The sequence below is a fragment of the Nonomuraea sp. NPDC049649 genome, from assembly GCF_040675175.1.
In the GTDB taxonomy this organism is placed as follows: Bacteria; Actinomycetota; Actinomycetes; order Streptosporangiales; family Streptosporangiaceae; genus Nonomuraea.
Window position 1 is genome coordinate 18,514 of the sequence record NZ_JBFAOH010000011.1, and the last position, 21,642, is coordinate 40,155.

Genomic DNA, 21,642 nt, shown 5'->3' on the forward strand with positions numbered 1-21,642 from the left:
GCGGAACGTGAGTGCAAACCGGGTACGTGTCGTCGTCACCGGGCTCGGCGCGACTACGCCCGTCGGTGGAGACGTCACCTCCTCCTGGTCGGCGCTCCTCGCCGGTCAGTCGGGCGTCGCCACGCTCACCGAAGACTGGATCGACACCGTCCCCGTGACGTTCGCGGGGACGGCCGCTGTCGACCCGGCGGAGGTGCTGCCCCGCCCCGAGGCCCGCAGGCTCGACCGCAGCGAGCAGTTCGCGATGGTCGCCGCCCGTGAGGCCTGGCAGGACGCCGGAGCCCCGGAGGTCGCGTCCGAGCGGCTTGGGGTGGTGGTGTCCAGCGGCATCGGCGGCATCAACACGACCCTGTCCGCCTACGACACCTACAAGGAGCGCGGCTGGAACCGGCTGTCGCCCTTCACGGTGCCGATGCTCATGCCCAACGGGCCGGCCGCCTGGATCGGCCTCGACCGGGGCGCCCAGGCCGGGGTGCACGCCACCGTGTCCGCCTGCGCCTCCGGAGCCGAGGCCATCGGCTACGCGATGGACATGATCAGGGCCGGCCGGGCCGACGTGGTGATCGCCGGCGGCACCGAGGCCGCCATCCACGGCCTCAACATCGCGGCATTCGCCGCCGCCCGCGCCATGTCCACCCGCAACGACGACCCGCAGGGCGCGTCGCGGCCGTGGGACCGCGAGCGCGACGGGTTCGTGCTCGGCGAGGGCGCCGGCATCGTGGTGCTGGAGAGCGAGGAGTTCGCCCGGGCGCGCGGCGCGCGGATCTACGCCTACGCCGCCGGGGTCGGCTACTCGGCCGACTCCCACCACATCACCCAGCCCGAGCCGGAAGGCCGCGGCATCATCACGGCGATGACGCAGGCCCTGACCGACGCCGACCTGACGGGCCAGGACGTCAAGCACGTCAACGCGCACGCCACCTCGACCCCCGCGGGCGACGTCATCGAGGTGCAGGCCGTGGCCAAGGCCATCGGCACCCACCCGCTGGTGACGTCCACCAAGTCCATGACGGGTCACCTCCTGGGCGGAGCCGGCGGCATCGAGTCCGTCTTCGCCGTCAAGGCGCTCCACGAGCGGATCGTCCCCGCCACCATCAACCTCAACGACATCGACGACGGCATCGAGGTGGACCTCGTCCACGGCGAGAACCGCCCGCTGCCGGACGGCGACATCGCCGCGGTCAACAACTCGTTCGGTTTCGGCGGCCACAACGTGACCGTCGTGTTCAAGGGGGCTTAAATGACCGTGCTCGACAACAGGGTGGCCGCCGACGGCTCCGATGCGGAGCCCGCCGATCCCCGCGACCCCGCCGTACGGCTCGCCGCGCTGCTCGACGAGGGCTCGGTGCGGCTGATCACTCCCCAGGACAAGAGCGGCGTGCTCGCCGCCATGGGCCGCGTCGAGGGTGTCCCCGTCGTCGCCTTCTGCAGTGACGCCCGCTTCCAGGGCGGTGCGATGGGCAGCGAGGGCTGCGAGCACATCGTGCACGCCTACGACGTGGCCGTCCGCGAACGGGTGCCGATCCTCGGGATCTGGCACTCCGGCGGTGCGCGACTCGCCGAAGGCGCCGAGTCGCTGCACGCCGTGGGCCGCGTCTTCGCGGCCATGACCAAGGCGTCCGGCGTGGTGCCGCAGATCTCGGTCGTGGTCGGGCCCGCCGCCGGCGGCGCCGCCTACGGGCCCGCGCTGACCGACCTGGTGATCCTGGCCGACTCCGGCCGCATCTTCGTCACCGGCCCCGACGTGGTGCGCAGCGTCACCGGCGAGAGCGTCGACAGCGCCGCGCTGGGCGGCACCGAGCCGCACAGCAAGCGCAGCGGCGTCGTCCACGTCACCACCAAGACCGAGACCGACGCGCTGCTCAAGGCGCGCCAGCTCGCCGTGCTCCTGGGCCACCAGGGGCGGGTGCGCCCGGGCGACATCGAGGAGACCGACTTCTCCACGCTGCTGCCGGAGTCGGCGCGCCGCGCCTACGACGTCAAGCCGCTGATCAAGGGCCTGCTCGACGAGCCCGGCATCGAGCTGCACCCCAAGTGGGCGCCGAACATCGTCACCTCGCTCGGGCGGCTCGGCGGCCGCACGGTCGGGGTGATCGCCAACAACCCGATGCGGCTGGGCGGCTGCCTCGACGCCACCTCCGCCGAGAAGGCGGCCCGGTTCGTCCGCATGTGTGATGCCTTCGGGGTGCCGCTGGTCGTGGTCGTGGACGTGCCCGGCTACCTGCCCGGCGTCGGCCAGGAACACGACGGCGTGGTGCGCCGCGGCGCCAAGCTGCTGCACGCCTTCGCCGAGGCCTCGGTGCCGCGGATCACGCTGGTCACCCGGAAGGCCTATGGCGGCGCGTACATCGCGATGAACTCCCGCTCGCTCGGCGCCACCAAGGTGTTCGCCTGGCCGACGGCCGAGATCGCGGTCATGGGCCCGGTGGCGGCGGTGCGCATCCTCAAGCGGCGCGAGCTGGCGGCGGCGCCCGAGGAGGAGCGGGCCGAGCTGGAGCACCGGCTCGCCGAGGAGCACGAGAAGCTCGCCGGCGGGCTCACCCGCGCGCAGGAGCTGGGCGTCGTCGACGAGGTGATCAAGCCTGAGGAGACCCGGGGCGCGATCGCCAAGGTCCTCGCCCAGGCCACCCCGGCCAGGGGCGCGCACGGCAACATCCCGCTGTAACCACGCGTTTCAAGAGGGCCCCGCACCGGCACGGTGCGGGGCCCCTTCGCGTGTTCGGGCGCGGCGGACGGCGGTCACACGGCGGCGTGCAGCCAGCGGACCGGCGCGCCGTCGCCGGCGTAGCGGAACGGCTCCAGCTCCTCGTCCCAGGGCTTGCCGAGCAGCTTGTCGAGCTCCTCCTCCAGCACGCACCGCCCCTGCGCCGCCATGAGCATGACGGCGCGCAGCCGGTCCTCCGGGATCATGATGTCGCCCGAGGCGCCGATGACCGCGCTGAACGCGCCGAGCGTCGGCGTGTAGGCGTGACGGGACCCGTCGACGCCCGGCGAGGCGTCCTCGGTGATCTCGAACCGCAGCCGCTGCCATCCCATGAGAGAGGACGCGATGGCGGCCGCGATGCCCGCGCGGCCCTCCCACTCCGCCTGCGCCCGCACAACGTTGGGCGCGGCGGGTTGCGGCGTCCACGTCAGGTCCACGGGCACGCCAAGGACACCCGCGACCGCCCATTCGATGTGAGGGCACAGCGCGGGCTGGGCCGAGTGGACGTACAGCACGCCACGAGCAGACACCGGACCTCCCGATCGGTACGAGGTGCGCCTTCCCCAACGGCCTCATACAGCGGGATGATCACAAGTGACTAGGGAGAGACTATCGTCGGTCGCAATCGGACACCAGAGGGGGGCCATACCAAGTTGGTGCGTGTGTGACACGTGACAGCCGCTCCATGGGGGATACATACCCGCACATGGAGATCCAAGCGGCAGGTCACGCGCTCATCCGCCCGGCCCAGGTGCTGACCGACCGCGCCGCGCTGTCGGTGGCCGGGCGGTGGACTCAGGCCGTGTCCGAGGCCGACGGCGTCTGCGTGGTGCATCTCTCGTCGGGCGTCGACCCGTGCGAGGTGACCGCCGACCTGCGGGAGCACGGCTTCCGGGCCTCCCCCAACCACGTGTTCACCGGCCAGCCGCTGTTCTTCGGCGGGCCGGCGTCGCGGCCCTTCCCCGCCGACCCGATCCACTACAGGCCCGGGCGGGCGCGGACGGACGTGACAGTCGGCCTGCTGGACACCGGCGTCGCCGAGCACCGGTGGTGGGCGGACACCGACTGGTACGAACGGGTCCCCGACGAGGCCCGCGACGCGACGGAGGGCGCGCAGGCCGGCCACGGCACGTTCATCGCCGGGCTGCTGGCCCGCCAGGCGCCCGGCGCGTCGATCCGGGTGAGCCGGGTGCTCGACGGCGACGGGCTGGGCGACGAGGCGACCGTCGTCCGGGCGCTGCACCGGATGCGCGACCGGCCGCCGCAGGTGCTCAACCTGTCCTTCGGCGGCCACACCTTCGACGACCGGCCGCCGCCCCTGCTTGCCGACGCGCTCGCCGAGCTGCCCGGCACCGTCGCGGTGGCCTGCGCCGGCAACACCGGGTCCGACCGGCCGTTCTACCCCGCCGCGCTGGGCAGCGTGGTGGCGGTCGGCGCCGTGGACCCGGACGGGCACGGGCGCGCTCCATACTCGGCTTACGGGAAGTGGGTGGACGCCTGCGCCCGCGGCGACTGGCTGACCAGCAGCTTTCTCGTACGGGACGAGTTCGCCGGATACGCGGCCTGGAGCGGGACGTCCTTCGCCACCGCCGTGGTCGCCGGGGCCATCGCCGCCGCCGCCTGCGACCGGCCGGCCACGCAGGCGGCCGACGAACTCCTCGATCTCCGGGAGGCCCGGCAAATTCCCGATCTGGGAGTTCTGGTTCCGTCGAGTCTGTAGAGTTTACGCTCGGTCCACAGGCGATCACGAGGAGGCAAAATGCGCCCCCTCCGCCGGTCGGGAAGGAGGCCGCATGCCTGATCCGCGCCAGCCCGCGGAATTGCTCCTCGCGGCCGCCTCCGGCGAACAGGACGCCTGGGACGCGCTCGAAGCCCGGTTCGGCCCCCGCATGTGGGCGGTCGCCCGCGCCTGCGGGCTCAACGAGCAGGACGCCGCCGACGCGGTCCAGGGAGCCTGGCTGCGGCTGCTGGAACACCTGCACGACATCAGGGAACCGGCCGGAGTGGGCGCGTGGCTCGCCACCACCACCCGCCGCGAAGCCCTCCATCTGATCAAGAAGGCGAAGCCCGCGCCCGTCACCTTCGACGTCATCCACACCCCCGACCCGGAGTCAGCCGTCCTGGAGGCCGACGGCAACCGCATGCTCTGGCAGACGGTCTCCACCCTCAAGGAGCCCTGCCGCAGCCTGCTCACGCTGGTCGCCAGCGACCTCGGCAGCCGTCAAGTTGCTGTGCGGCTGGGCCTGCCCTTCGGCAGCGTCGGCCCGACCAGGGCCCGCTGCCTGGAGAAACTGCGCACCCTGATCTCACTACAGGAGACGGTGCAATGATGGACGACGAGTACTTCCTGGCGGCCATCCGGCTCGCCACCGGGCAGGACCCGATCCCCGGCCACGTGTCCGCCGCCGCCCGCGAGGCCTTCGCCTTACGAGTCCCGCACGCGGTGACCGCCCTGCCCACCGGCTACACCCCCGCGCGGGGCGTCCGGGGTTCCGAGTGGCCGCAACTGGTCCGGTTCGTCACCGACGGTCTCACCTTCGACCTGGAGGTGACCATCGGCGACGGCCTCCTCGACGTGGCCGGGCAGATCTGCCCGCCGCCCGGCGAGGGCTGCCACGTCGACGTCCGCACCCCCCACCTCACGCTGACCAGGCACCTCGCCCCCACCGGCCACTTCGCGGCCACCGGCCTGCCTCCCGGCTGGCTCAGCGTGGTCTGCCACCGCCCCGGCCGCGCCCCCATTCAAACCAGATGGGTACGCGTCCGACCGTAACCCGAGGGGTCCCCTGTCACCCGTCGTGGCAGCGCCCAGCCCGGTGGGCACAGTCCGCGGGGTCGCTCCCCCTGTTTGCACCCGCCGGATGCGCGTCAGACCGTCACCCCGGCCGCCCTCCTAGGCAGCACATCATCCCGTCCGTTCCCCCCGAGGCAGTGCATGGCGACACCGGAGCTCATCCGTACCCTGGAACGTTCCCCCGGCAGCCCGCTGCTGGTCCGCGCGGCCGAGATGGCGGTGCAGCGCTCGATCATCGATCCGGCCCAGGCGCTGCGGGCGGGCCGCACGGTGCTGGCGGCGGCCGAGAAGGCCGGTGACGGCGAGGCTGCGTCGGTGGCACTGCGCGCGATGGCGCTGGCCTCGCGCGAGCTGGGCGATCTTCAGGACGCCGAGCAGCGGCTCTGGCAGGCCATCCAGACACCGGGCGCGCCCGCTAAACGGATCGCACAGGCCAGGCTCTCGCTCGTCACCGTACGGACCGAACGCGGCCACCCGCTGCAGGCGCTCCGGCTGGCCACCTTGGCGTGGGCCCACCTGTCGCCCCTCGATCGGGCCAAGCTCGACACCCAGCGCGCCGTGGCCCTCGCCCACCTCGGCCGCTACCAGGAGGCGATCGCGTCCTGCGACCGGGCGGTGCGGGCGCTGGTGGCGGCTCCCGGCACCGTCGACGACCGCCGGTTCCTGGCGGGCGGGCTGCTCAACCGCGGGCTGGTACACGCCTACCGTGGCGGCTGGGACCAGGCGATGCGCGACATCACCGCCTGCCTGCGGATCGCCCGCCAGGCCGGGTTGTCGCACCTGGTGCGCCTGGCCGCCGCCAACCTGCCCTTCCTGGCCGTGCGGAGGGGCGACATCGGCGCGGCGTTCACCCACTACCGGCAGGCCGAAGACAACCTGTTCGAATATCCCGAGCGGCTGGCGACGATGCGGGCCGACTTCGCGGGCGCCCTGCTCGCCGCCCACCTGCCCGGCGAGGCTCGGGCCCTGCTCCACCTGGCCGTCCCCGACCTGGAAAAGTCCGGAGCGCGGGTGGCGCTGGCCGAGGCGCGGCTCAAACTCGCCCAGGTAGAGCTCCTGACAGGCGATGCGCGAGAGGCCGTCGCGGTGGCCGAGCGGGCCATGCACGACCTGTCGGCGCAAGACCGCCAATCGTGGCTGCCGCTCGCCAGGGAGGTGGTGCTACGCGCCCGGCTGGCACTGACGCCACCGACCCCGGCGCTGCTGGTAGATCTGGCCGCGTGCGCCGACGACCTGGAACGGAACGTCGCCCAAGTGTCGGAGGGCGCCGCCCTGCGGCTGACGGCGGCCGAAACCGCGCTCGCCCTCGGTGACAAGGACACAGCGGCAGCGCACCTGTCCCGGCTGACCGCCCGGCCCCCACAGGCGTTCCCGCCGCGCGAACTCCGCACCCCACCCACCCAAACCGAGGATGCCGCAGCGACACCAGTCCCCTTGGACGGGCACCACACCCCGCCCGCACATACCGGAGATGGCACAGCGACGCCGCTTTCACCGGACGAGCACCACACCCTGCACGCTTCGCCTGCGTACACCGGTGATGCTACGGGGGCGCCGGTTCCGCTGCTGGTGAGGCAGCACGCGTTGGCTCTGGAGGCGGAGCTGGAAGGGGATGTGTCGGCTGCGTTCGGGGCCGTGCGGGACGGGCTGGCTGGGGTTGGCAGCCAGGTGGACGGTCTGGACGATCCGGCGCTGCGGGCACACGTGGCCCGGGCGGGGGCGCGGCTGGCGGCTTTCGGGCTGGGGCTGGCGGTGCGCGGCGGGTGCGCGGAGGAGGTGTTCGAGTGGGCGGAGCGCTGGCGGGCCGTCACCGCGCCCGTCCATGGCCGTTCCTGTGACGGTGTGCGCGTGGCGGACGTGCGGGCGGTGCTGGGGCGGGCGGCGCTGGTCGAGTACGTGTCGGATGACAGTTCGTTGTTCGCCGTGGTGGTGACGGGTGGGCGGGCGGTGCTGCGGTCGCTGGGGGCGCTGCGGCCGGTGCACGAGGGGCTGATCCGGTTGCGTTACTCGCTGCGCCGGTCGGTTCTGTACGACGGGGCGGCGGGGGCGGAGTCGGTCACGGCCGCCGGTACGGATCTGGAACGCCTCCTGCTGGCCCCGCTCGCTGCCGACCTCGGTGACGGCCCCCTGGTGGTGGTGCCTACGGGGATTCTGCACACCCTTCCGTGGGCGGCGCTTCCGTGCATGCGCGGGCGCCCGGTGACGGTGGTGGCCAGCGCCCAGTCCTGGCTCAGCACACCCTTCGGCCCCGTCACCGCACACCAGGCTCGCACGCTGACCCCCTCCCGCCCCCGAGTCTCACCGAAGGACGGGCCGGGGCTGAGGGTGGCCGCGGCGGCGGGGCCGGGGCTGAGGCATGCGGCCGAGGAGGTGGAGCGGGTGGTGGCCTGCCATGCGGGGGCGCGGCCGGTGGCGGCCCGGCGCGAGGAGGTGCTGGAGGCGCTGACCTCTTGTGACGTGGTGCATCTGGCGGCGCACGGGGTGTTCCATGCCCGCAGCCCGCTGCTGTCGAGCATCACGCTTGAGGACGGCCCGCTCATGGCCTACGACCTGCTCGGAAGGTCGCCTATGGCCCGGTTGGTGGTGTTGTCGGCGTGTGACTCGGGGATGGCGCGCACGCCCACGGACGGCGCTCCGCTGGGGCTGGCGGGCACGTTCCTGGCTGAGGGAGCGGCGTGTGTGATCGCCGGGATGGTGCCGGTGGCCGACGAGGACGCACTGACCGTGATGAGCCGGTTCCACGAACTGCTCGCAACCGGGCAGACTCCGGCGTCGGCGCTCGCGCTGGCGTCGGCGCAGACCGGTATCACGGTGTTCACCTGCTTCGGCGCCGGTGACCGGCCCCTGGTTCCGGACTCCGGCCGCTCGGCGGATACCCAGCCTCGGACGAGACAAGGCCACAGTCAGCAACCCATGAGTCAGCCGCGAAGGGTCCCCTGCCGAGGTCAGCCGGTGGCGACCGGTCTGGACGAGTCGGTGACCCATTCGGACCAGGAGCCGACGTAGAGGGCCGCCTGAAGCCCGGCCACCTCCAGGGCCAGCACCTGGTGGGCGGCCGTGACGCCGGAGCCGCAGTAGGCGCCCGCGGGGACGTCTTCGCGGACGCCCAGGTCGGCGAAGCGCTTCCGCAGTTCCTCGGGGGGCAGGAAGGTGCCGTCGGGGGTGATGTTCTCCGTGGTGGGGGCGCTGACCGCGCCGGGGATGTGACCGGCCACCGGGTCGACCGGCTCGACCTCGCCCCGGTAGCGCTCGCCCGCCCGGGCGTCGAGCAGTACGCCCGAGGAGGCGAGGTCCGCCGCCGCCTCGGCGTCGAGCACGGGCATCGCGCCCGGCCGGGCGGTGAAGTCGCCGGGCGCGGGCACGGATTCCTCCTGGACGATCGGGAGCCCGGCCGCTTCCCAGGCACGCAGTCCGCCGTCGAGGACTCGTACGTCCTGATGACCGAAGTAGCGGAGCGTCCACCAGGCGCGGGCCGCCGCGGTCGAGCCCGTGTCGTCGTACACCACGACCGGGCGCGCGTCGGAGACGCCGAGCCGGCGCATCGCCCGTTCGAACGCGTCGGTGGCGGGCAGCGGGTGGCGTCCGCCTTCGCCGGGCGGGCCGGCCAGGGCGCCCTCCAGATCGCAGAAGACGGCGCCGGGCAGGTGGCCCTGGCGGTAGAGCTCCAAGCCGGGCGGGCCGCCGAGCCGCCAGCGCACGTCGAGCAGGGTGACGTCGTCGAGCGCGGCGAGTTCGGACGGGGTGATCAGCGGGCCGGTCACCGGGTGCTCACCTCCAGGAGCGGGATGTTCTGCTCGTGTGCGGTCATCGAGCCGTGGTAGCCGACGAAGATCGCTTCGATCTTGTGTGTGGTCGGGGCGATGATGGCCAGGTCGGTGTACGGGACCGCGACCACGTCGCCGATGCGGCCCAGCCATTCGGTCCGCACCCGCGGGCCGAACCAGCCGGACTCGACGGCCTCCTCCCGCGACACTACCCACGCCCGGCCGCGCAGCACCTCGCTCCAGGCGGCGAGGACCTCGGCGGCCGCGCCCTCCTGCGCGTAGACGTGGCGTGCCCTGGCCTCGCCGCCGAGCAGCGCGACCCCGTGGGTCAGCTCGGGAGTGGCCTCGGCGTCGAGCTTCTCGGAGGCGTTGACCATGCCGTGGTCGGCCGTGATGTAGAGAGCCGAGCCGGGCGGCAGGCCGGCGGCGAGGCGCTCGGCCATACCGTCGACGATGGCGAGCTGGCCCAGCCACTCCTCGCTGCCCCAGCCGGTCATGTGGCCCATCGCGTCGAGGTCGCCGTAGTAGACGGTGACGTGCGCGCGGGGCTGCCGCAGCTCGGCGAGCGCCCGGGCGACCCGCTCGTCGGGGGTCTCGGCGGCGGCGTAGCGGACGCCCCGGTAGACGGCGCCGGTCAGGCCGGTGCCCTCGAACTCGGCGGGCGCCACGTAGACGGCGTCGATCCCGGCCGCCGCGGCGCGCTGGTAGACGGTCTCGCCCGGCTGCCATTCGAGCGGGTCCATCGGCACGCCGGACCAGCGCAGGCAGTTGAACAGGCGGCCGGTGCCGGGGACGGCCAGGGTCAGGCCGAGCATGCCGTGCTCGCCCGGCGAGACGCCGGTGCCGAGCGAGCACAGGCTCGTGACGGTGGTGGCGGGGAATCCGGCGGTGAGCGTACGGGACGAGTCAACCAGGCTCGACAGGAACGGCGCCGCGTCGGCGTGCGCGGCCAGGAGCTCGGCGCCGAGGCCGTCGACCAGGAACAGACAGGTGCGCTCGGCGGGCGGGATGCCCAGCGGGTTGGGCCCGTCCAGGCCCAGCGACGCCAGCAGCGACCGGGACAGGTCGGGGAGTGACCCGGCGCCGTACGCGGGAACCAGGGGCCCGTTGGTCATGCCCCAGATCCTAGCCGTCCCGCTGCCGGGCGGGATCGGCGTGTCAGGCGGCGGCGCGGGCGGTGGCTTCGGAGAGCGCCTTGGCGAAGGACAGGACGTGGGCGACCGCCTCGGGACCGTCGGCCGCCTCGCTGACGCGCAGGGACAGGTCGTCGGCGGTGATGGCGCCGGTGTAGCCGTGGTCGGCCTCGCAGTTCTCGTCGCCGCAGGTGGCCGGCTCCAGGTCGACGTGGGAGATGGCACCCCACCCTATGGTGAGCGTCACCTCCGTCGGGGGGACGCCCGGGACGTACGAGGCCGGCTCCGGGACGACTCGGGTGACCGCCACCGACTGGATGCGGTTCAGCTGGACGGCCTCGGTGGTGGTGGAGGCGTGCGCCGCCGAGACGCCCTCCACGGCGGGATGCTCGTCGGTGTGACAGACCAGGAGCCTCGTGCCGGTCAGCACCAGGACGGTGACGTGCCTGCGCACCTCCATCGCCGGATCGAAGGTGGCCTCGTGGTGGACCACGTAGGCCGCGACGGCTTCCTTGCCCAGCGCGGACTCGACCGCATCGGTGACGAGGTCGGGATAGTAGCCGCTGCGCTCGATCGCTTCACGCAGGCCCGCGGCTGAGACTCGGGTTTCCCTCATGGCTCCAGTTTGCCAGGGCCGCAGGGTGCAACCACCCGCCTGATGTAACGCTCTATAACGTCTCCAGGGGCGTCGATCAGCTGAGCCTGCGGGGGCCGCCGTCGAGCCGCGGGCCCGCCGGGGTGCGCAGGACGGCCCGGGCGCCGAGGATCGTCACGTCCTCCTCGCCCACCAGCAGCGGGTCCAGCACGAGCAGGTTCAGCTCCGGGAGGTCGTGGGCCAGGCGGCTCACCCTGAGGAGCAGGTCCTCCAGGGCGTCCACCGCCACCGGCGGGTAGCCGTACTCGCCGAACAGCAGCGGCGCGGCCCGCACCGAGCGGACCAGCCCGGCGGCGTCCTCGCGGGTGAGCGGCGCCAGCCGGAAACTCCGGTCCTGCAGCAGCCGTGCGGTCACGTCGCCCAGCCCGAACGACACGACGGGGCCGAACGCCGGGTCCTCCACGACGCGCACCACCGTCGGCACGGCGGGCTGCGGCGCCATCCGCTGCACGGCCAGCTGCGCGTCGCCGAACTGCCTCGTGAGCTCCTCGTACGCGTGACGCACGGCGTCGGCGGTCGGCAGGCCGAGACGTACCGTCCCCGCCCGGCGGGAGGCCTCCGGGCCGGCCACCTTGAGCACGACGGGCCACCCGAGCCGTTCCGCCGCCCGGGCGGCCTCCTCGGCCGACCCGACCGCCTCCGAAGGCCACACGGTCAGCCCGTAGCAGGCCAGCAGCTCGGCGGCGTCCGCCTCCACCGGCGGCCCGGCCTCCGCGAAGTACGGCGCCCGCCCACCGACCGGCCTGCCCTCCCCCTCCGATGCCTCCGCGGAGAGACCATCCGCAGGACCGCCTGCCTCCGCGCCGACGGGCGGACCAGTCGTCGGAGCAGGAGCACCCGCCGTCTCTCCCTCCGAGGAGGTTCGCCCGGCAGAGGACTCCGCTGATTCTTCAGGGGAGGTCGCGGAGACATGCGCGGTCGTACCACCGGCGGCGGGGAGGGCCTCTGAAACGCTTGTGGGGGTTTCCGGCTCGTCCTGAGGAGTGTGCGGGGCGAGGGCGCGGGCGAGCGTGCGGGAGGTGAGGGTGCGGGCGCGGGTGGTGTCGGCGTCCTCCAGTTCCGGCGGCGGTGAGGCCGGTTCGGAGCGCCAGCGGGCGTAGCGGACCGCCTGCGCCAGGGCCCGCACCGCTTCCTCGGGCGCCGCGTACGAGGGGATGGAGCCGCGCTGCGGCGTGGAGCCGACCCGCAGATAGGGGTGCATGCCGAAATGCCCCTGGAAGGTGGCGAGGACCGGCTTCGTGGAATTTTCCGCCGCCTGGAGCAGTGCGGCCGCCACTCCGGCCGCGTCGCCGGGGATGGGGGGCATGTAGATGACGACCGCCGCGTCCACCTCGGGTGAGGCGAGCTCGCCCGCGAGTCCCGTACCGAACTCGGACGGCCCGGCCCCCGCACCCAGGTTGACCGGCGCGCGGGGCGACAGGCCGGCGGCGACGCAGGCGTCGGCGGCGAGCAGGCCGAGCGCGTCGGAGTTGGTCACCACGGCGACGCGGGGCCCGGCGGGCAGCGGCTGGTAGGCCAGGAGCTGGCCCACGTCGAAGAGCTGGATCAGGTCGTCCACCCGGATCAGCCCCGACTGCTCGAACAGCGAGCTGATCGCCGAGTCGGGCAGGCCGAGCTCCTGGGCGGAGTGGCCGGACGGGGTGCCGCCGCTCTTGACCACCACGATCGGCTTGCTGCGGGAGATGCGCCTGGCCAGCCGGGTGAACTTGCGCGGGTTTCCCAGCGACTCGAGGTAGAGCAGGATCACCTCGGTCGCGTCGTCCTCCTCCCAGTACTGCAGCAGGTCGTTGCCCGACACGTCGGCCCGGTTGCCCGCGGAGACGAACGAGGAGATGCCCATGCCGCGCTGGGCGACCCGCTGCAGCAGGGCGGTGCCGAGCGCGCCCGACTGGCTGAAGAACCCGACCGTCCCCCGGCCGGGGACGGTGGCGGCGAGGGTGGCGTTGAGCTTGACGGCGGGGTCGGTGTTGGCGATGCCGAGGCAGTTGGGGCCGACGACGCGCAGGCCGTGGGCGCGGGCCATGCGGGCCAGCTCGTCCTGTCTGGCGCGGCCCTCCTCGCCCAGCTCGCCGAAGCCGGAGGAGACGACGACCAGGCCGTGCACACCCTTGCGGGCGCACTCCTCGACCACGTCGAGCACGCCGTCGGCGGGGACCGCGACCACGGCCAGGTCGACCTCGTCGTCGATGGCGCCGATGCTCGGGTACGCGCGCACGCCGGCCACCGCGCGGGCCTTGCGGTGCACGGGGTAGATGGGGCCGGCGAAGTCGGCGGCGAGCAGGTTGCGCAGCACGGTCTGGCCGACGCCGCCGGGCTCGCGGGAGACGCCGACGACGGCGACCGAGCCGGGGCTGAGCAGCCGGGCGATGGACCGGGCCTCGGCGCGGTGCTCGCGGGCGATGGTGACCTCGGTGGAGGTCTCGGTAGGGGTCAGGTCGAGCGTCATGCGGACGACGCCGTCGGCGAAGCTGCTCTCGGCGGTGTAGCCGGCCTGGCGCAGCACGCCCATCATCTTCATGTTGGCGGGCAGCACGTCGGCGACGAAGCGTTCGATGCCGCGTTCGCGGGCGGTGGCGGCGAGGTGTTCGAGCAGCACCGAGGCCACTCCCCTGCCCTGGTGGGCGTCCTCGACCAGGAACGCCACCTCGGCCTCGCCGGGCGCGATGCGGTCGTAGCGGATCACCGCCACCATGTCGGGCCCGATGGTGGCGATCAGCGCGACCCGGTTGACATAGTCGACGTGGGTGAACCACTCCACCTCGCGGTCCGTCAGCCGGGGCCGCGGCCCGAAGAACCGGAAGTAGATGGACTCGTCGGACAGCCGCGAGTAGAAGGCGCGCAGCCGGTCGGCGTCGGCGGGCCGGATGGGTCGCACGTGGGCGGTGCCACCGTCGGCCAGGACGACGTCCGCTTCCCAGTGGGACGGATATTGTGCCTCCACAGTCCCTAAACTAAACCCGTATCCCACATGCCAAGAATCCACGGGCTGTTTGGGCAACGGATATGCATCGACTCAGGCCGGGTGTCGGGGGTCCGCCCCACGAGCAGCCCGGAAGCTGTTAGTTTTGCCGTGGCCAGGCTCGATCCGTAGCAGCAAGCAAGGTGGTGGCATCATGACGCGGGTCGTCGTGGTGGGCGATCTCATGACCGACGCGGTGGCGCGCGCCCGTTATGCGCTCGCCAGGGCGAGCGACACACCCGCGATCGTGACGATGCACGGAGGCGGTTCCGGCGCGAACATCGCCTCCTGGCTGGCGGTGGAGGGCGCGGAGGTGGCCTTCATCGGCCGCCGGGGCGCCGACATCACCGGGCGCAACCGCGACATGGAGCTGATGGGCTACGGCGTCGACGCCCGGCTGGTCATGGACCCGGAGCGCCCCACCGGCACCTGCGTCGTGCTCGTGACGCACAAGGGCGAGCGCACCATGCTGTCCGACCCCGGCGCCAACGCCGCGCTGGCCCCCGAAGACCTGCCGCGCGACCTCTTCGGCGGCGGGCATCTCCACCTCTCGGGCTACACGCTGATCAACGAGGGCTCGCGCGACGCGGGTCTCGCCGCGCTCGACATGGCCCACCGCGCGGGGATGTCGATCTCCGTCGACTGCGCCTCCGCGGCTCCTCTTGAGCGTACGGGGGCGGAGCCGTTCCTGGAGTGGACCGGCGGCGCCAAGCTGCTCTTCGCCAACGCCGACCAGGCCAAGGTGCTGACCGGCCGCGACGAGCCCGAGGCTGCGGCCAAGGTGCTGACCGCGTGGTTCCCCGAGGTCGTGATCAAGATGGGTGCCGAGGGCGCGCTGTGGTACGGCAACGGGCGCCCCGAGCCGGTGCGGGTGCCCGCCGAGCCGGTCGAGCGCGTCGTCGACGGCACGGGCGCCGGTGACGCGTTCTGCGCCGGGTTCCTGCCCGAGTGGCTGGCGGGCAAGCCCCCGGCGGAGGCGCTGAGCGCGGGCTGCGGCCTGGCCGCCAAGGCGCTCATGCACCTGGGAGCCCGGCCGCGCCTCTAGGCCCTGCCGGTGGACAGGCGCGGCGGTCGCTCTCTGTTGCAGGTCGGCGCGTGATCCGCCGGACAGGAGCCGGCGCGCTCAGGAGTTGACGGCCAGGGCCAGCGGCAGGACTGCCGGGGCTCCGGCGTGGCGGATCAGGGCGGCGCCCAGGGTCATCGTCCAGCCGGTCTCGACGCGGTCGTCGACCAGCAGCACCGGGCCGCCGCACGCCGCCACGGCCGCGCCCAGGTCCTTCGGCATGGCGAGCGTCGACCGTACGGCCTGGACCCGCTTGGCGCTGTTGAACTGGCGGCCGGGCGGCCCCGAACGGTAGCCCAGCTCCCCGAGGTAGGACAGGCGGCCGACCTGCGCCAGCCGCTCGCCGAAGGCGCGCACGAGCTGCGGCCTGGTCGAGGAGGGCACGTTCACCACGGCCACCGGCCGCTGCGCCCACTCCCAGGAGGCCAGCACCTTGACCACGGCCGCGAACATGTCGTCGGGCATCGGCCCGTCGGGGCCCTGGAACAGCTCGCGCAGCCGGTTGCCCCAGCCGATGTCGGTGAGCCGGCCGAGGGCGCGGCCGGGCTCGGCGCCGAGGCCGGCCTTGATCCTGCCGGACAGGTCGGGCAGGCCGGTCGGCCACTGCTTGCGCGGGTCGATCTCCACGCCGGGGCGGGCCAGCCGTTCGCGGGCGTGCTCGACGGCGGGGGCGGCGATGTCGGGCGAGCGGTGGCGGCCGGTGCAGTTGTCGCAGCGCCCGCACGGCTCGGCGGCCTCGTCGTCGAGCAGCTCGCGCAGGTACTGTTCGCGGCAGCGGTCGGTGGTCAGGTAGGCCAGCATGGCCTCCTGCTCGGCCTTGCGCTCGGCGGCGATGCGGGAGTAGCGCTCGGCGTCGTAGGACCACGGCTCGCCGGTGGCCTCCCAGCCGCCCTTGACCCGGCGGACGGCACCGTCGACGTCGAGCACCTTGAGCATCATCTCCAGGCGGCTGCGGCTCAGGTCGACGGCGGTCTCCAGGGCCGCGGTGGACATGACGCCCCGCTCTTCCAGGGTCGCGAGCACGGTCCTGACGACCGGCTCGGGCGGGAAGGCCAGGGAGGCGAAATAGGCCCAGATCTCGCGGTCCTCGGTGCCGGGGAGCAGGATCACCTCGGCCCGTTCGACGCCGCGCCCGGCCCGGCCGACCTGCTGGTAATAGGCGACCGGCGACTGCGGCGCGCCCACGTGGACGACGAACCCCAGGTCGGGCTTGTCGAAGCCCATGCCGAGCGCGCTCGTCGCCACCAGCGCCTTGATCTTGTTGGCGAGCAGGGCCTCCTCGGCCGCCAGCCGCTCGGCCGGGTCGGTCTGGCCGGAGTAGGCGGCCACCTCGTGGCCCTGGTCGCGCAGGTAGCCGGCGATCTCGTGGGCGGCGGCGACGGTGAGGGTGTAGACGATGCCGGAGCCGGGCAGCTCGTGGAGCGTCTGGGCCAGCCAGGCCAGCCGCTGCTCGGCGCTCGGGAGCCGGACGACGCTCAGGTGGAGGCTCTCGCGCTCCAGCGGGCCGCGCAGCACCAGGGTGTCCTCGCCCATCTGCTCGGCCACGTCGCGGGTGACGCGGGCGTTGGCGGTGGCGGTGGTGGCGAGCACCGGGATGCCGGGCGGCAGCTCCTCAAAGAGGGTGGCCAGCCTGCGGTAGTCGGGGCGGAAGTCGTGACCCCAGTCGGAGATGCAGTGGGCCTCGTCGACCACGACCAGGCCGGCGCTCTCGGCCAGCTCGGGCAGGACGTTGTCGCGGAAGTCGGGGTTGTTGAGCCGTTCGGGGCTGACCAGGAGCACGTCGACCTCGCCCTCGGCGACCCGGGCGTAGATCTCCTCCCACGCCTCCGGGTTGGCCGAGTTGATCGTCACCGCGCGGATGCCGGCATGCTCGGCGGCGGCGATCTGGTTGCGCATCAGCGCCAGCAGCGGCGAGACGATGACGGTGGGGCCCTCGCCCAGCTCCCGCAGCAGCGCGGTGGCGACGAAGTAGACGGCCGACTTGCCCCAGCCGGTGCGCTGCACCACCAGCACCCTGCGCCGGTCGACCACGAGCGCCTCGATGGCGGTCCACTGGTCGTCGCGCAGCCGGGCGTGCTCGCCCGCCAGCGCCCGCAACTGCTCCTCGGCCTGCTCGCGCAGCATCGCCGCGCCGGGGGCGTCAATCATGGGTTCCTTGTTACCAGGTCCGCCCGACTGTTCCGACCCGACCCGGGGGAACACCTCGCGTTTCGTCTTCTCGGTGATGGTGAGCCGCCTGGCGGCCGGGGCGGGACATCGCGTACGAGGTCGTACCGTTCGTCCTTTTCGTCGGGTCGCAGCTCGGCTGAGGCGGGCCGCCGCCGGGGACGTGTCGCATGCACTGGCGTTTCTTCGGCACAATGTTCGACATGGCCCGACGCACGACCGCACCCCCTCCCGAGGACTTCGAGGAGCGCATCGTCGACATCGACGTGTCGTCAGAGATGCGCACCAGCTTCCTGGAGTACGCCTACTCCGTCATCTATCAGCGGGCGCTGCCCGACGCCCGCGACGGGCTCAAACCGGTGCAGCGGCGCATCCTCTACTCGATGAGCGAGATGGGGCTGCGGCCCGACCGGGGGCACGTCAAGTCCTCGCGCGTGGTCGGCGACGTGATGGGCAAGCTCCACCCGCACGGCGACAGCGCCATCTACGACGCGCTGGTGCGGCTGGCGCAGCCGTTCTCGATGCGGCTGCCGCTGGTCGACGGCCACGGCAACTTCGGCTCGCCCGACGACCTGCCGGCGGCGATGCGTTACACCGAGGCCAGGCTGGCCCCGGCGGCGATGCTCATGGTGGAGTCGATCGACGAGGACACCGTCGACTTCAAGCCCAACTACGACGGGCAGGAGACCGAGCCGACGGTCATGCCGTCGGCGTTCCCCAACCTGCTGGTCAACGGCACCACCGGCATCGCGGTCGGCATGGCGACCAACATGGCGCCGCACAACCTGACCGAGGTCGTCGCCGCCGCCCGCCATCTGATCAAGAAGCCGACCGCGACGCTCGACGAGCTGATGAAGTTCGTGCCCGGTCCCGACCTGCCGACCGGCGGCACGATCATCGGGCTGCAGGGCATCCGCGACGCGTACGAGACCGGGCGCGGCACCTTCCGCATGCGGGCCACCTGCACGATCGAGCAGATCACGCCGCGCCGCAAGGGCATCGTCGTCACCGAGCTGCCCTACAACGTCGGCCCGGAGCGCGTGGTCACCAAGATCAAGGAACTGGTGACCAGCAAGAAGCTGCAGGGCATCGCCGACCTGAAGGATCTCACCGACCGGCACAAGGGCCTGCGCCTGGTCATCGAGATCAAGAACGGTTTCATCCCCGAGGCGGTGCTGGAGGAGCTCTACCGGCTGACGCCGATGGAGGAGACCTTCGGCATCAACAACGTCGCGCTGGTCGACGGCGAGCCGCGCACGCTGGGCCTGCGTGAGCTGCTGCACGTCTACGTCAACCACCGGCTGGACGTCGTCCGGCGGCGCTCGGAGTTCCGCCGCCGCAAGCGCGAGGACCGGCTCCACCTGGTCGACGGCCTGATCATCGCGCTGCTCAACATCGACGAGGTCATCCAGGTCATCCGTTCCTCCGACGACTCGGCGCAGGCGCGCGAGCGGCTGATGAGCGTGTTCGAACTGACCGAGGTGCAGGCGGCCTACATCCTCGACACGCCGCTGCGCCGCCTCACCCGCTTCGACAAGCTGGAGCTGGAGCGCGAGAAGGAGACGCTGACCGAGGAGATCGCCGAGCTGACCGCCATCCTGTCGTCGGACACGCGGCTGCGCCAGGTGGTCTCCGGCGAGCTGGCCGCCGTGGCCAAGAAGTACGGCACGCCGCGCCGTACCGAGCTGCGGGAGGCCTCCGGGCAGACCCGCACCCCGGTGGTGTCGCTGCAGGTGGCCGACGACCCGTGCCTGGCGCTGCTGTCGTCCACGGGCCTGCTGGCGCGCACCGCCGACGCCCAGCCGCTGCCCGGCGAGGGCGAACGGTCGCCGCACGACGTGCTGGTCTCGGCCGTCCGCACCACCGTGCGGGGCGAGGTGGGCGTGGTGACGTCGCACGGCCGGCTGATCCGGGTCCAGGTGGTCGATCTGCCGACGCTGCCCGCCTCCGACGATCCGCCGTCGCTGTCGGGCGGCCATCCGGTCGCCGAGTTCGTGTCGCTGGAGCCGGACGAGACCGTGGTCGGGCTGGGCTCGCTCGACCCGTCGGGGCCGGGGCTGGCGATCGGCACGGCACAGGGCGTGGTCAAACGGGTGGTGCCCGAATACCCCGCCAACCGCGACGACTTCGAGGTCATCACGCTCAAGGACGGCGACACGGTGGTGGGCGCCGTGGAGCTGGAGTCCGAGGAGCACGACCTGGTGTTCATCACGTCCGACGCCCAGCTGCTGCGCTACCAGGCCTCGATGGTCAGGCCGCAGGGGCGGCCGGCGGGCGGCGTGGCGGGCGTCCGGCTCGACGGCGGGGCCAAGGTGATCTGGTTCGGCGTGGTCGACCCGTCCAGGCCCGCCCGGGTGGTCACGGTGGCGGGCTCGGCCACCGCCCTTCCCGGCACGCAGGTCGGCGGGGGCAAGGTGTCCGACTACGCCGACTTCCCGGCCAAGGGCCGGGCCACGGGCGGGGTGCGCGCCCAGCGGTTCCTGAAGGGCGAGGACGTGCTGCTGCTGGCCTGGGCCGGCCCGGCGCCTGCGAAGGCCGTCTCGCCGGTGGGCAAGCCGGTGACGCTGCCGGAGGAGCTGGGCCGCCGCGACGGCTCCGGCGTCCGGCTCACTCACACCATCGGCGCCATCGGCGGCGCCCTGGGCGCCGGTCCCGTTCCCGAGCCGCCGGAGGGTTCCTAGGCGACGGCCGCCCGTCCCGGTCTCCGGGGCGGGCGCGGGCCAGCAGGTCCAGGGTGAGCTCGGGCTCCAGGTCCTCGACCTCCCGGCCGGCCTGGTTGCTGATTAAGAAGGCCATCGTGCCGTCGCGCAGGGACCGGGCGTAGCTCGCCAGGGACCATCCGTTGCCGCCGTCGTGCCACGCGATCGGGCCGTCGCCCAGGATGTTCCAGCCGTACGCGTACGACTCGTCGGAATCGGGCACCGGCGCGTACGCGGTGAACAGCTTCTTCCTGGCGCCCGCCGGGAGCACGGCGTCGCCGGTCAGCGCGCGATGCCAGCGGAACAGGTCGCGGGCGGTCGACAGCATGCCGCCGTTGCCGCGCAGGTTCCAGTGCGGGCCGTCCGCCGCCCAGGGATGCTCGTACGGCCTGCCCATCGCTCGTCCCCCGGCGTCGTATTCGACGGCGACCCGGTCACGCTCCCAGCGGGGCAGCACGTACCCGGTCGCGGTCATCCCGGCCGGGCCGAACAGGTGCTCGGCCAGGAAGCGCTCGTAGCTCAGGCCGGAGGTCTTCTCCACGATCGCGGCGAGCACGCTGTAGCCGGTGTTGGAGTACCGGAACTCCGCGCCCGGGGCCGACAGCAGGCCGGCGGCCAGCGCCCTGGCCAGCATGTCGTCGCGGGACAGCGGCTCGTAGTCGTCGCCGACGGCTTCGGGCAGGCCCGCGGTGTGCGTGAGCAGGTGGTGCAGGGTGATGCCGCGCTTGCCGCCGGGGACCGGCCCGAGGTGCGCACCGATCGGGTCGCTCACCTTGAGCCGGCCCATCGCCTCCAGCTTGAGGATCGCCGCCGCGGTGAACTGCTTGGTGATCGACATGACGTCGTACACGGTGTCGCAGGTGGCGGGGATCCGCGCGGCGCGGTCAGCCAGGCCGAAACCCTCGCAGAAGGTGATCCGGTCGCCGTGGGCCGTGACGACGGTGCCGCCGAACCCCTCGGGGAGCGTGCGCGCCAGGAAGCCGGGGACGTCCGCGGGCGGGGAGCATCCCGCCAGCGCGACCAGGAGCAGCACGCCGGTCAGGGTCCGGCTCTTCATGCGGGCCTCCAAAGGGGTCGGAAGCCCACAGGTTGACCGGTGCGGCGCGGTGTGATCAACATGTCGGGGTGTCCGGATGTGTGCGGGACACCGTACGGCCAGCTCAGCGCCACTCTCCATGACGACCGACCGGCAGGAGCGACATGACCATCACGCCACCGCCGTCACCGGAGGCGGCCACCGACGAGGCCGCCTTCATGGCCGGGCTGCGACGGCTCAAGGACTGGTCGGGGCTGAGCTTCCGGCAGCTTGAGCGCCGCGCGTCCGCCGCCGGTGACGTGCTGCCTTACTCCACCGCCTCCACCATGCTCGGCCGGGACCGGCTGCCGCGTGAGGAACTGCTCGTGGCGTTCGTCCGGGCCTGCGGGCTCGGCGGGGACGACGTGCTGCGGTGGGTGTCCGTACGCGCGGAGATCGCGGCGGGGACCCGGGCTACCGTGCGGCCGCGTGGGAGGTCCTGGCTGTCCCGGTCCTCCGGGCGGCCGCGCGGAAGGTCCTGGATGCGTACGGTGATCGCGGCGGCGGTGCTGGCCGTGGCGTTCACCGGCGGGGCCGCGTTCGCGGCGGGCTCCGAGATGATCTCCGAGGAAACGGTCGTTCTCACCCCGTGAGCGCTCACGACTTGCTGTCCCACGGTTGTTCTCACCC

Annotated in this window: 16 protein-coding genes; 9 read left to right on the forward strand and 7 right to left on the reverse strand. The window is 73.0% G+C overall.

The annotated features are described in order from the left end of the window. The first annotated feature begins 7 nt into the window (after window positions 1-7). A complete protein-coding gene (gene fabF, locus AB0J42_RS16755) occupies window positions 8-1,240 on the forward strand; it encodes a beta-ketoacyl-ACP synthase II (protein WP_364294748.1) in 1,233 nt (410 codons plus the stop codon). After that, the gene (locus AB0J42_RS16760; RefSeq protein WP_364294751.1) at window positions 1,241-2,665 is read left to right on the forward strand and encodes a carboxyl transferase domain-containing protein; all 1,425 of its coding nucleotides are present in this window, start codon (window positions 1,241-1,243) and stop codon (window positions 2,663-2,665) included. A 74-nt stretch (window positions 2,666-2,739) separates the two neighbouring features. On the opposite strand, the gene AB0J42_RS16765 is transcribed toward AB0J42_RS16760, so the two are convergent. Continuing rightward, a complete protein-coding gene (locus tag AB0J42_RS16765; RefSeq protein ID WP_364294754.1) occupies window positions 2,740-3,234 on the reverse strand; it encodes a DUF3145 domain-containing protein in 495 nt (164 codons plus the stop codon). A 176-nt stretch (window positions 3,235-3,410) separates the two neighbouring features. Here AB0J42_RS16765 and AB0J42_RS16770 point away from each other — a divergent pair, with 176 nt between their 5' ends. The 4 genes from AB0J42_RS16770 to AB0J42_RS16785 all read left to right on the forward strand — a co-directional run bounded on the left by AB0J42_RS16770 (window position 3,411) and on the right by AB0J42_RS16785 (window position 8,504). After that, entirely contained in the window at window positions 3,411-4,424 is a 1,014-nt protein-coding gene (locus AB0J42_RS16770) for a S8 family serine peptidase (protein WP_364294757.1), read from the forward strand. 73 nt (window positions 4,425-4,497) lie between these two features. Beyond that, window positions 4,498-5,034, forward strand: coding sequence for a sigma-70 family RNA polymerase sigma factor (locus AB0J42_RS16775; RefSeq protein ID WP_364294760.1), 537 nt, complete (start codon window positions 4,498-4,500; stop codon window positions 5,032-5,034). Beyond that, on the forward strand, window positions 5,031-5,477 hold the full coding sequence (locus AB0J42_RS16780) for a hypothetical protein (RefSeq protein ID WP_364294763.1): 447 nt from the start codon (window positions 5,031-5,033) through the stop codon (window positions 5,475-5,477). Before AB0J42_RS16775 ends, AB0J42_RS16780 begins: the two co-directional genes overlap by 4 nt. Before the next feature lie 162 nt (window positions 5,478-5,639). After that, entirely contained in the window at window positions 5,640-8,504 is a 2,865-nt protein-coding gene (locus AB0J42_RS16785; RefSeq protein ID WP_364294766.1) for a CHAT domain-containing protein, read from the forward strand. Here AB0J42_RS16785 and AB0J42_RS16790 read toward each other — a convergent pair. The 4 genes from AB0J42_RS16790 to AB0J42_RS16805 all read right to left on the reverse strand — a co-directional run bounded on the left by AB0J42_RS16790 (window position 8,444) and on the right by AB0J42_RS16805 (window position 13,991). Next, a complete protein-coding gene (locus AB0J42_RS16790; protein ID WP_364294769.1) occupies window positions 8,444-9,259 on the reverse strand; it encodes a sulfurtransferase in 816 nt (271 codons plus the stop codon). The two genes, AB0J42_RS16785 and AB0J42_RS16790, sit on opposite strands and share 61 nt — an antisense overlap. Then, the gene (locus AB0J42_RS16795) at window positions 9,256-10,377 is read right to left on the reverse strand and encodes a nucleotide pyrophosphatase/phosphodiesterase family protein (RefSeq protein WP_364294772.1); all 1,122 of its coding nucleotides are present in this window, start codon (window positions 10,375-10,377) and stop codon (window positions 9,256-9,258) included. The genes AB0J42_RS16790 and AB0J42_RS16795 overlap by 4 nt, the downstream gene beginning before the upstream one ends. A 43-nt stretch (window positions 10,378-10,420) precedes the next feature. After that, on the reverse strand, window positions 10,421-11,011 hold the full coding sequence (locus AB0J42_RS16800; protein WP_364294775.1) for a DUF5998 family protein: 591 nt from the start codon (window positions 11,009-11,011) through the stop codon (window positions 10,421-10,423). A gap of 76 nt (window positions 11,012-11,087) precedes the next feature. Continuing rightward, window positions 11,088-13,991, reverse strand: coding sequence for a GNAT family N-acetyltransferase (locus AB0J42_RS16805; RefSeq protein ID WP_364294778.1), 2,904 nt, complete (start codon window positions 13,989-13,991; stop codon window positions 11,088-11,090). A gap of 172 nt (window positions 13,992-14,163) precedes the next feature. Between AB0J42_RS16805 and AB0J42_RS16810 the strand changes: the two genes are divergently transcribed. Further along, a complete protein-coding gene (locus tag AB0J42_RS16810; RefSeq protein WP_364294781.1) occupies window positions 14,164-15,054 on the forward strand; it encodes a sugar kinase in 891 nt (296 codons plus the stop codon). Window positions 15,055-15,132: 78 nt separating this feature from the next. Here the strand turns inward: AB0J42_RS16810 and AB0J42_RS16815 are convergent, their stop codons facing one another. Beyond that, window positions 15,133-17,220 (reverse strand): RecQ family ATP-dependent DNA helicase, encoded by a 2,088-nt coding sequence (locus AB0J42_RS16815; protein WP_364294784.1) that lies wholly within the window; start codon window positions 17,218-17,220, stop codon window positions 15,133-15,135. Between the two features lie 212 nt (window positions 17,221-17,432). Here AB0J42_RS16815 and AB0J42_RS16820 point away from each other — a divergent pair, with 212 nt between their 5' ends. Further along, window positions 17,433-19,919 carry a DNA topoisomerase IV subunit A gene (locus tag AB0J42_RS16820; protein WP_364295238.1) on the forward strand — a complete coding sequence of 829 codons (2,487 nt, stop codon included), beginning with the start codon at window positions 17,433-17,435 and terminating at the stop codon, window positions 19,917-19,919. Here AB0J42_RS16820 and AB0J42_RS16825 read toward each other — a convergent pair. Continuing rightward, window positions 19,846-20,994, reverse strand: coding sequence for a serine hydrolase domain-containing protein (locus AB0J42_RS16825; protein WP_364294787.1), 1,149 nt, complete (start codon window positions 20,992-20,994; stop codon window positions 19,846-19,848). The two genes, AB0J42_RS16820 and AB0J42_RS16825, sit on opposite strands and share 74 nt — an antisense overlap. A 143-nt stretch (window positions 20,995-21,137) precedes the next feature. Here AB0J42_RS16825 and AB0J42_RS16830 point away from each other — a divergent pair, with 143 nt between their 5' ends. After that, window positions 21,138-21,605, forward strand: a complete 468-nt coding sequence (locus AB0J42_RS16830; RefSeq protein ID WP_364294790.1) for a helix-turn-helix domain-containing protein — start codon at window positions 21,138-21,140, stop codon at window positions 21,603-21,605. Window positions 21,606-21,642 lie beyond the last annotated feature (37 nt).

Coding starts and splice junctions, on each gene's coding strand:
- AB0J42_RS16760 (WP_364294751.1), top strand. CDS start 1,241: ATGACCGTGCTCGACAACAGGGTGGCCGCCGACGGCTCCGATGCGGAG.
- AB0J42_RS16770 (WP_364294757.1), top strand. CDS start 3,411: ATGGAGATCCAAGCGGCAGGTCACGCGCTCATCCGCCCGGCCCAGGTG.
- AB0J42_RS16775 (WP_364294760.1), top strand. CDS start 4,498: ATGCCTGATCCGCGCCAGCCCGCGGAATTGCTCCTCGCGGCCGCCTCC.
- AB0J42_RS16780 (WP_364294763.1), top strand. CDS start 5,031: ATGATGGACGACGAGTACTTCCTGGCGGCCATCCGGCTCGCCACCGGG.
- AB0J42_RS16785 (WP_364294766.1), top strand. CDS start 5,640: ATGGCGACACCGGAGCTCATCCGTACCCTGGAACGTTCCCCCGGCAGC.
- AB0J42_RS16795 (WP_364294772.1), bottom strand. CDS start 10,377: ATGACCAACGGGCCCCTGGTTCCCGCGTACGGCGCCGGGTCACTCCCC.
- AB0J42_RS16800 (WP_364294775.1), bottom strand. CDS start 11,011: ATGAGGGAAACCCGAGTCTCAGCCGCGGGCCTGCGTGAAGCGATCGAG.
- AB0J42_RS16810 (WP_364294781.1), top strand. CDS start 14,164: ATGACGCGGGTCGTCGTGGTGGGCGATCTCATGACCGACGCGGTGGCG.
- AB0J42_RS16815 (WP_364294784.1), bottom strand. CDS start 17,220: ATGATTGACGCCCCCGGCGCGGCGATGCTGCGCGAGCAGGCCGAGGAG.
- AB0J42_RS16820 (WP_364295238.1), top strand. CDS start 17,433: ATGTTCGACATGGCCCGACGCACGACCGCACCCCCTCCCGAGGACTTC.
- AB0J42_RS16825 (WP_364294787.1), bottom strand. CDS start 20,994: ATGAAGAGCCGGACCCTGACCGGCGTGCTGCTCCTGGTCGCGCTGGCG.
- AB0J42_RS16830 (WP_364294790.1), top strand. CDS start 21,138: ATGACCATCACGCCACCGCCGTCACCGGAGGCGGCCACCGACGAGGCC.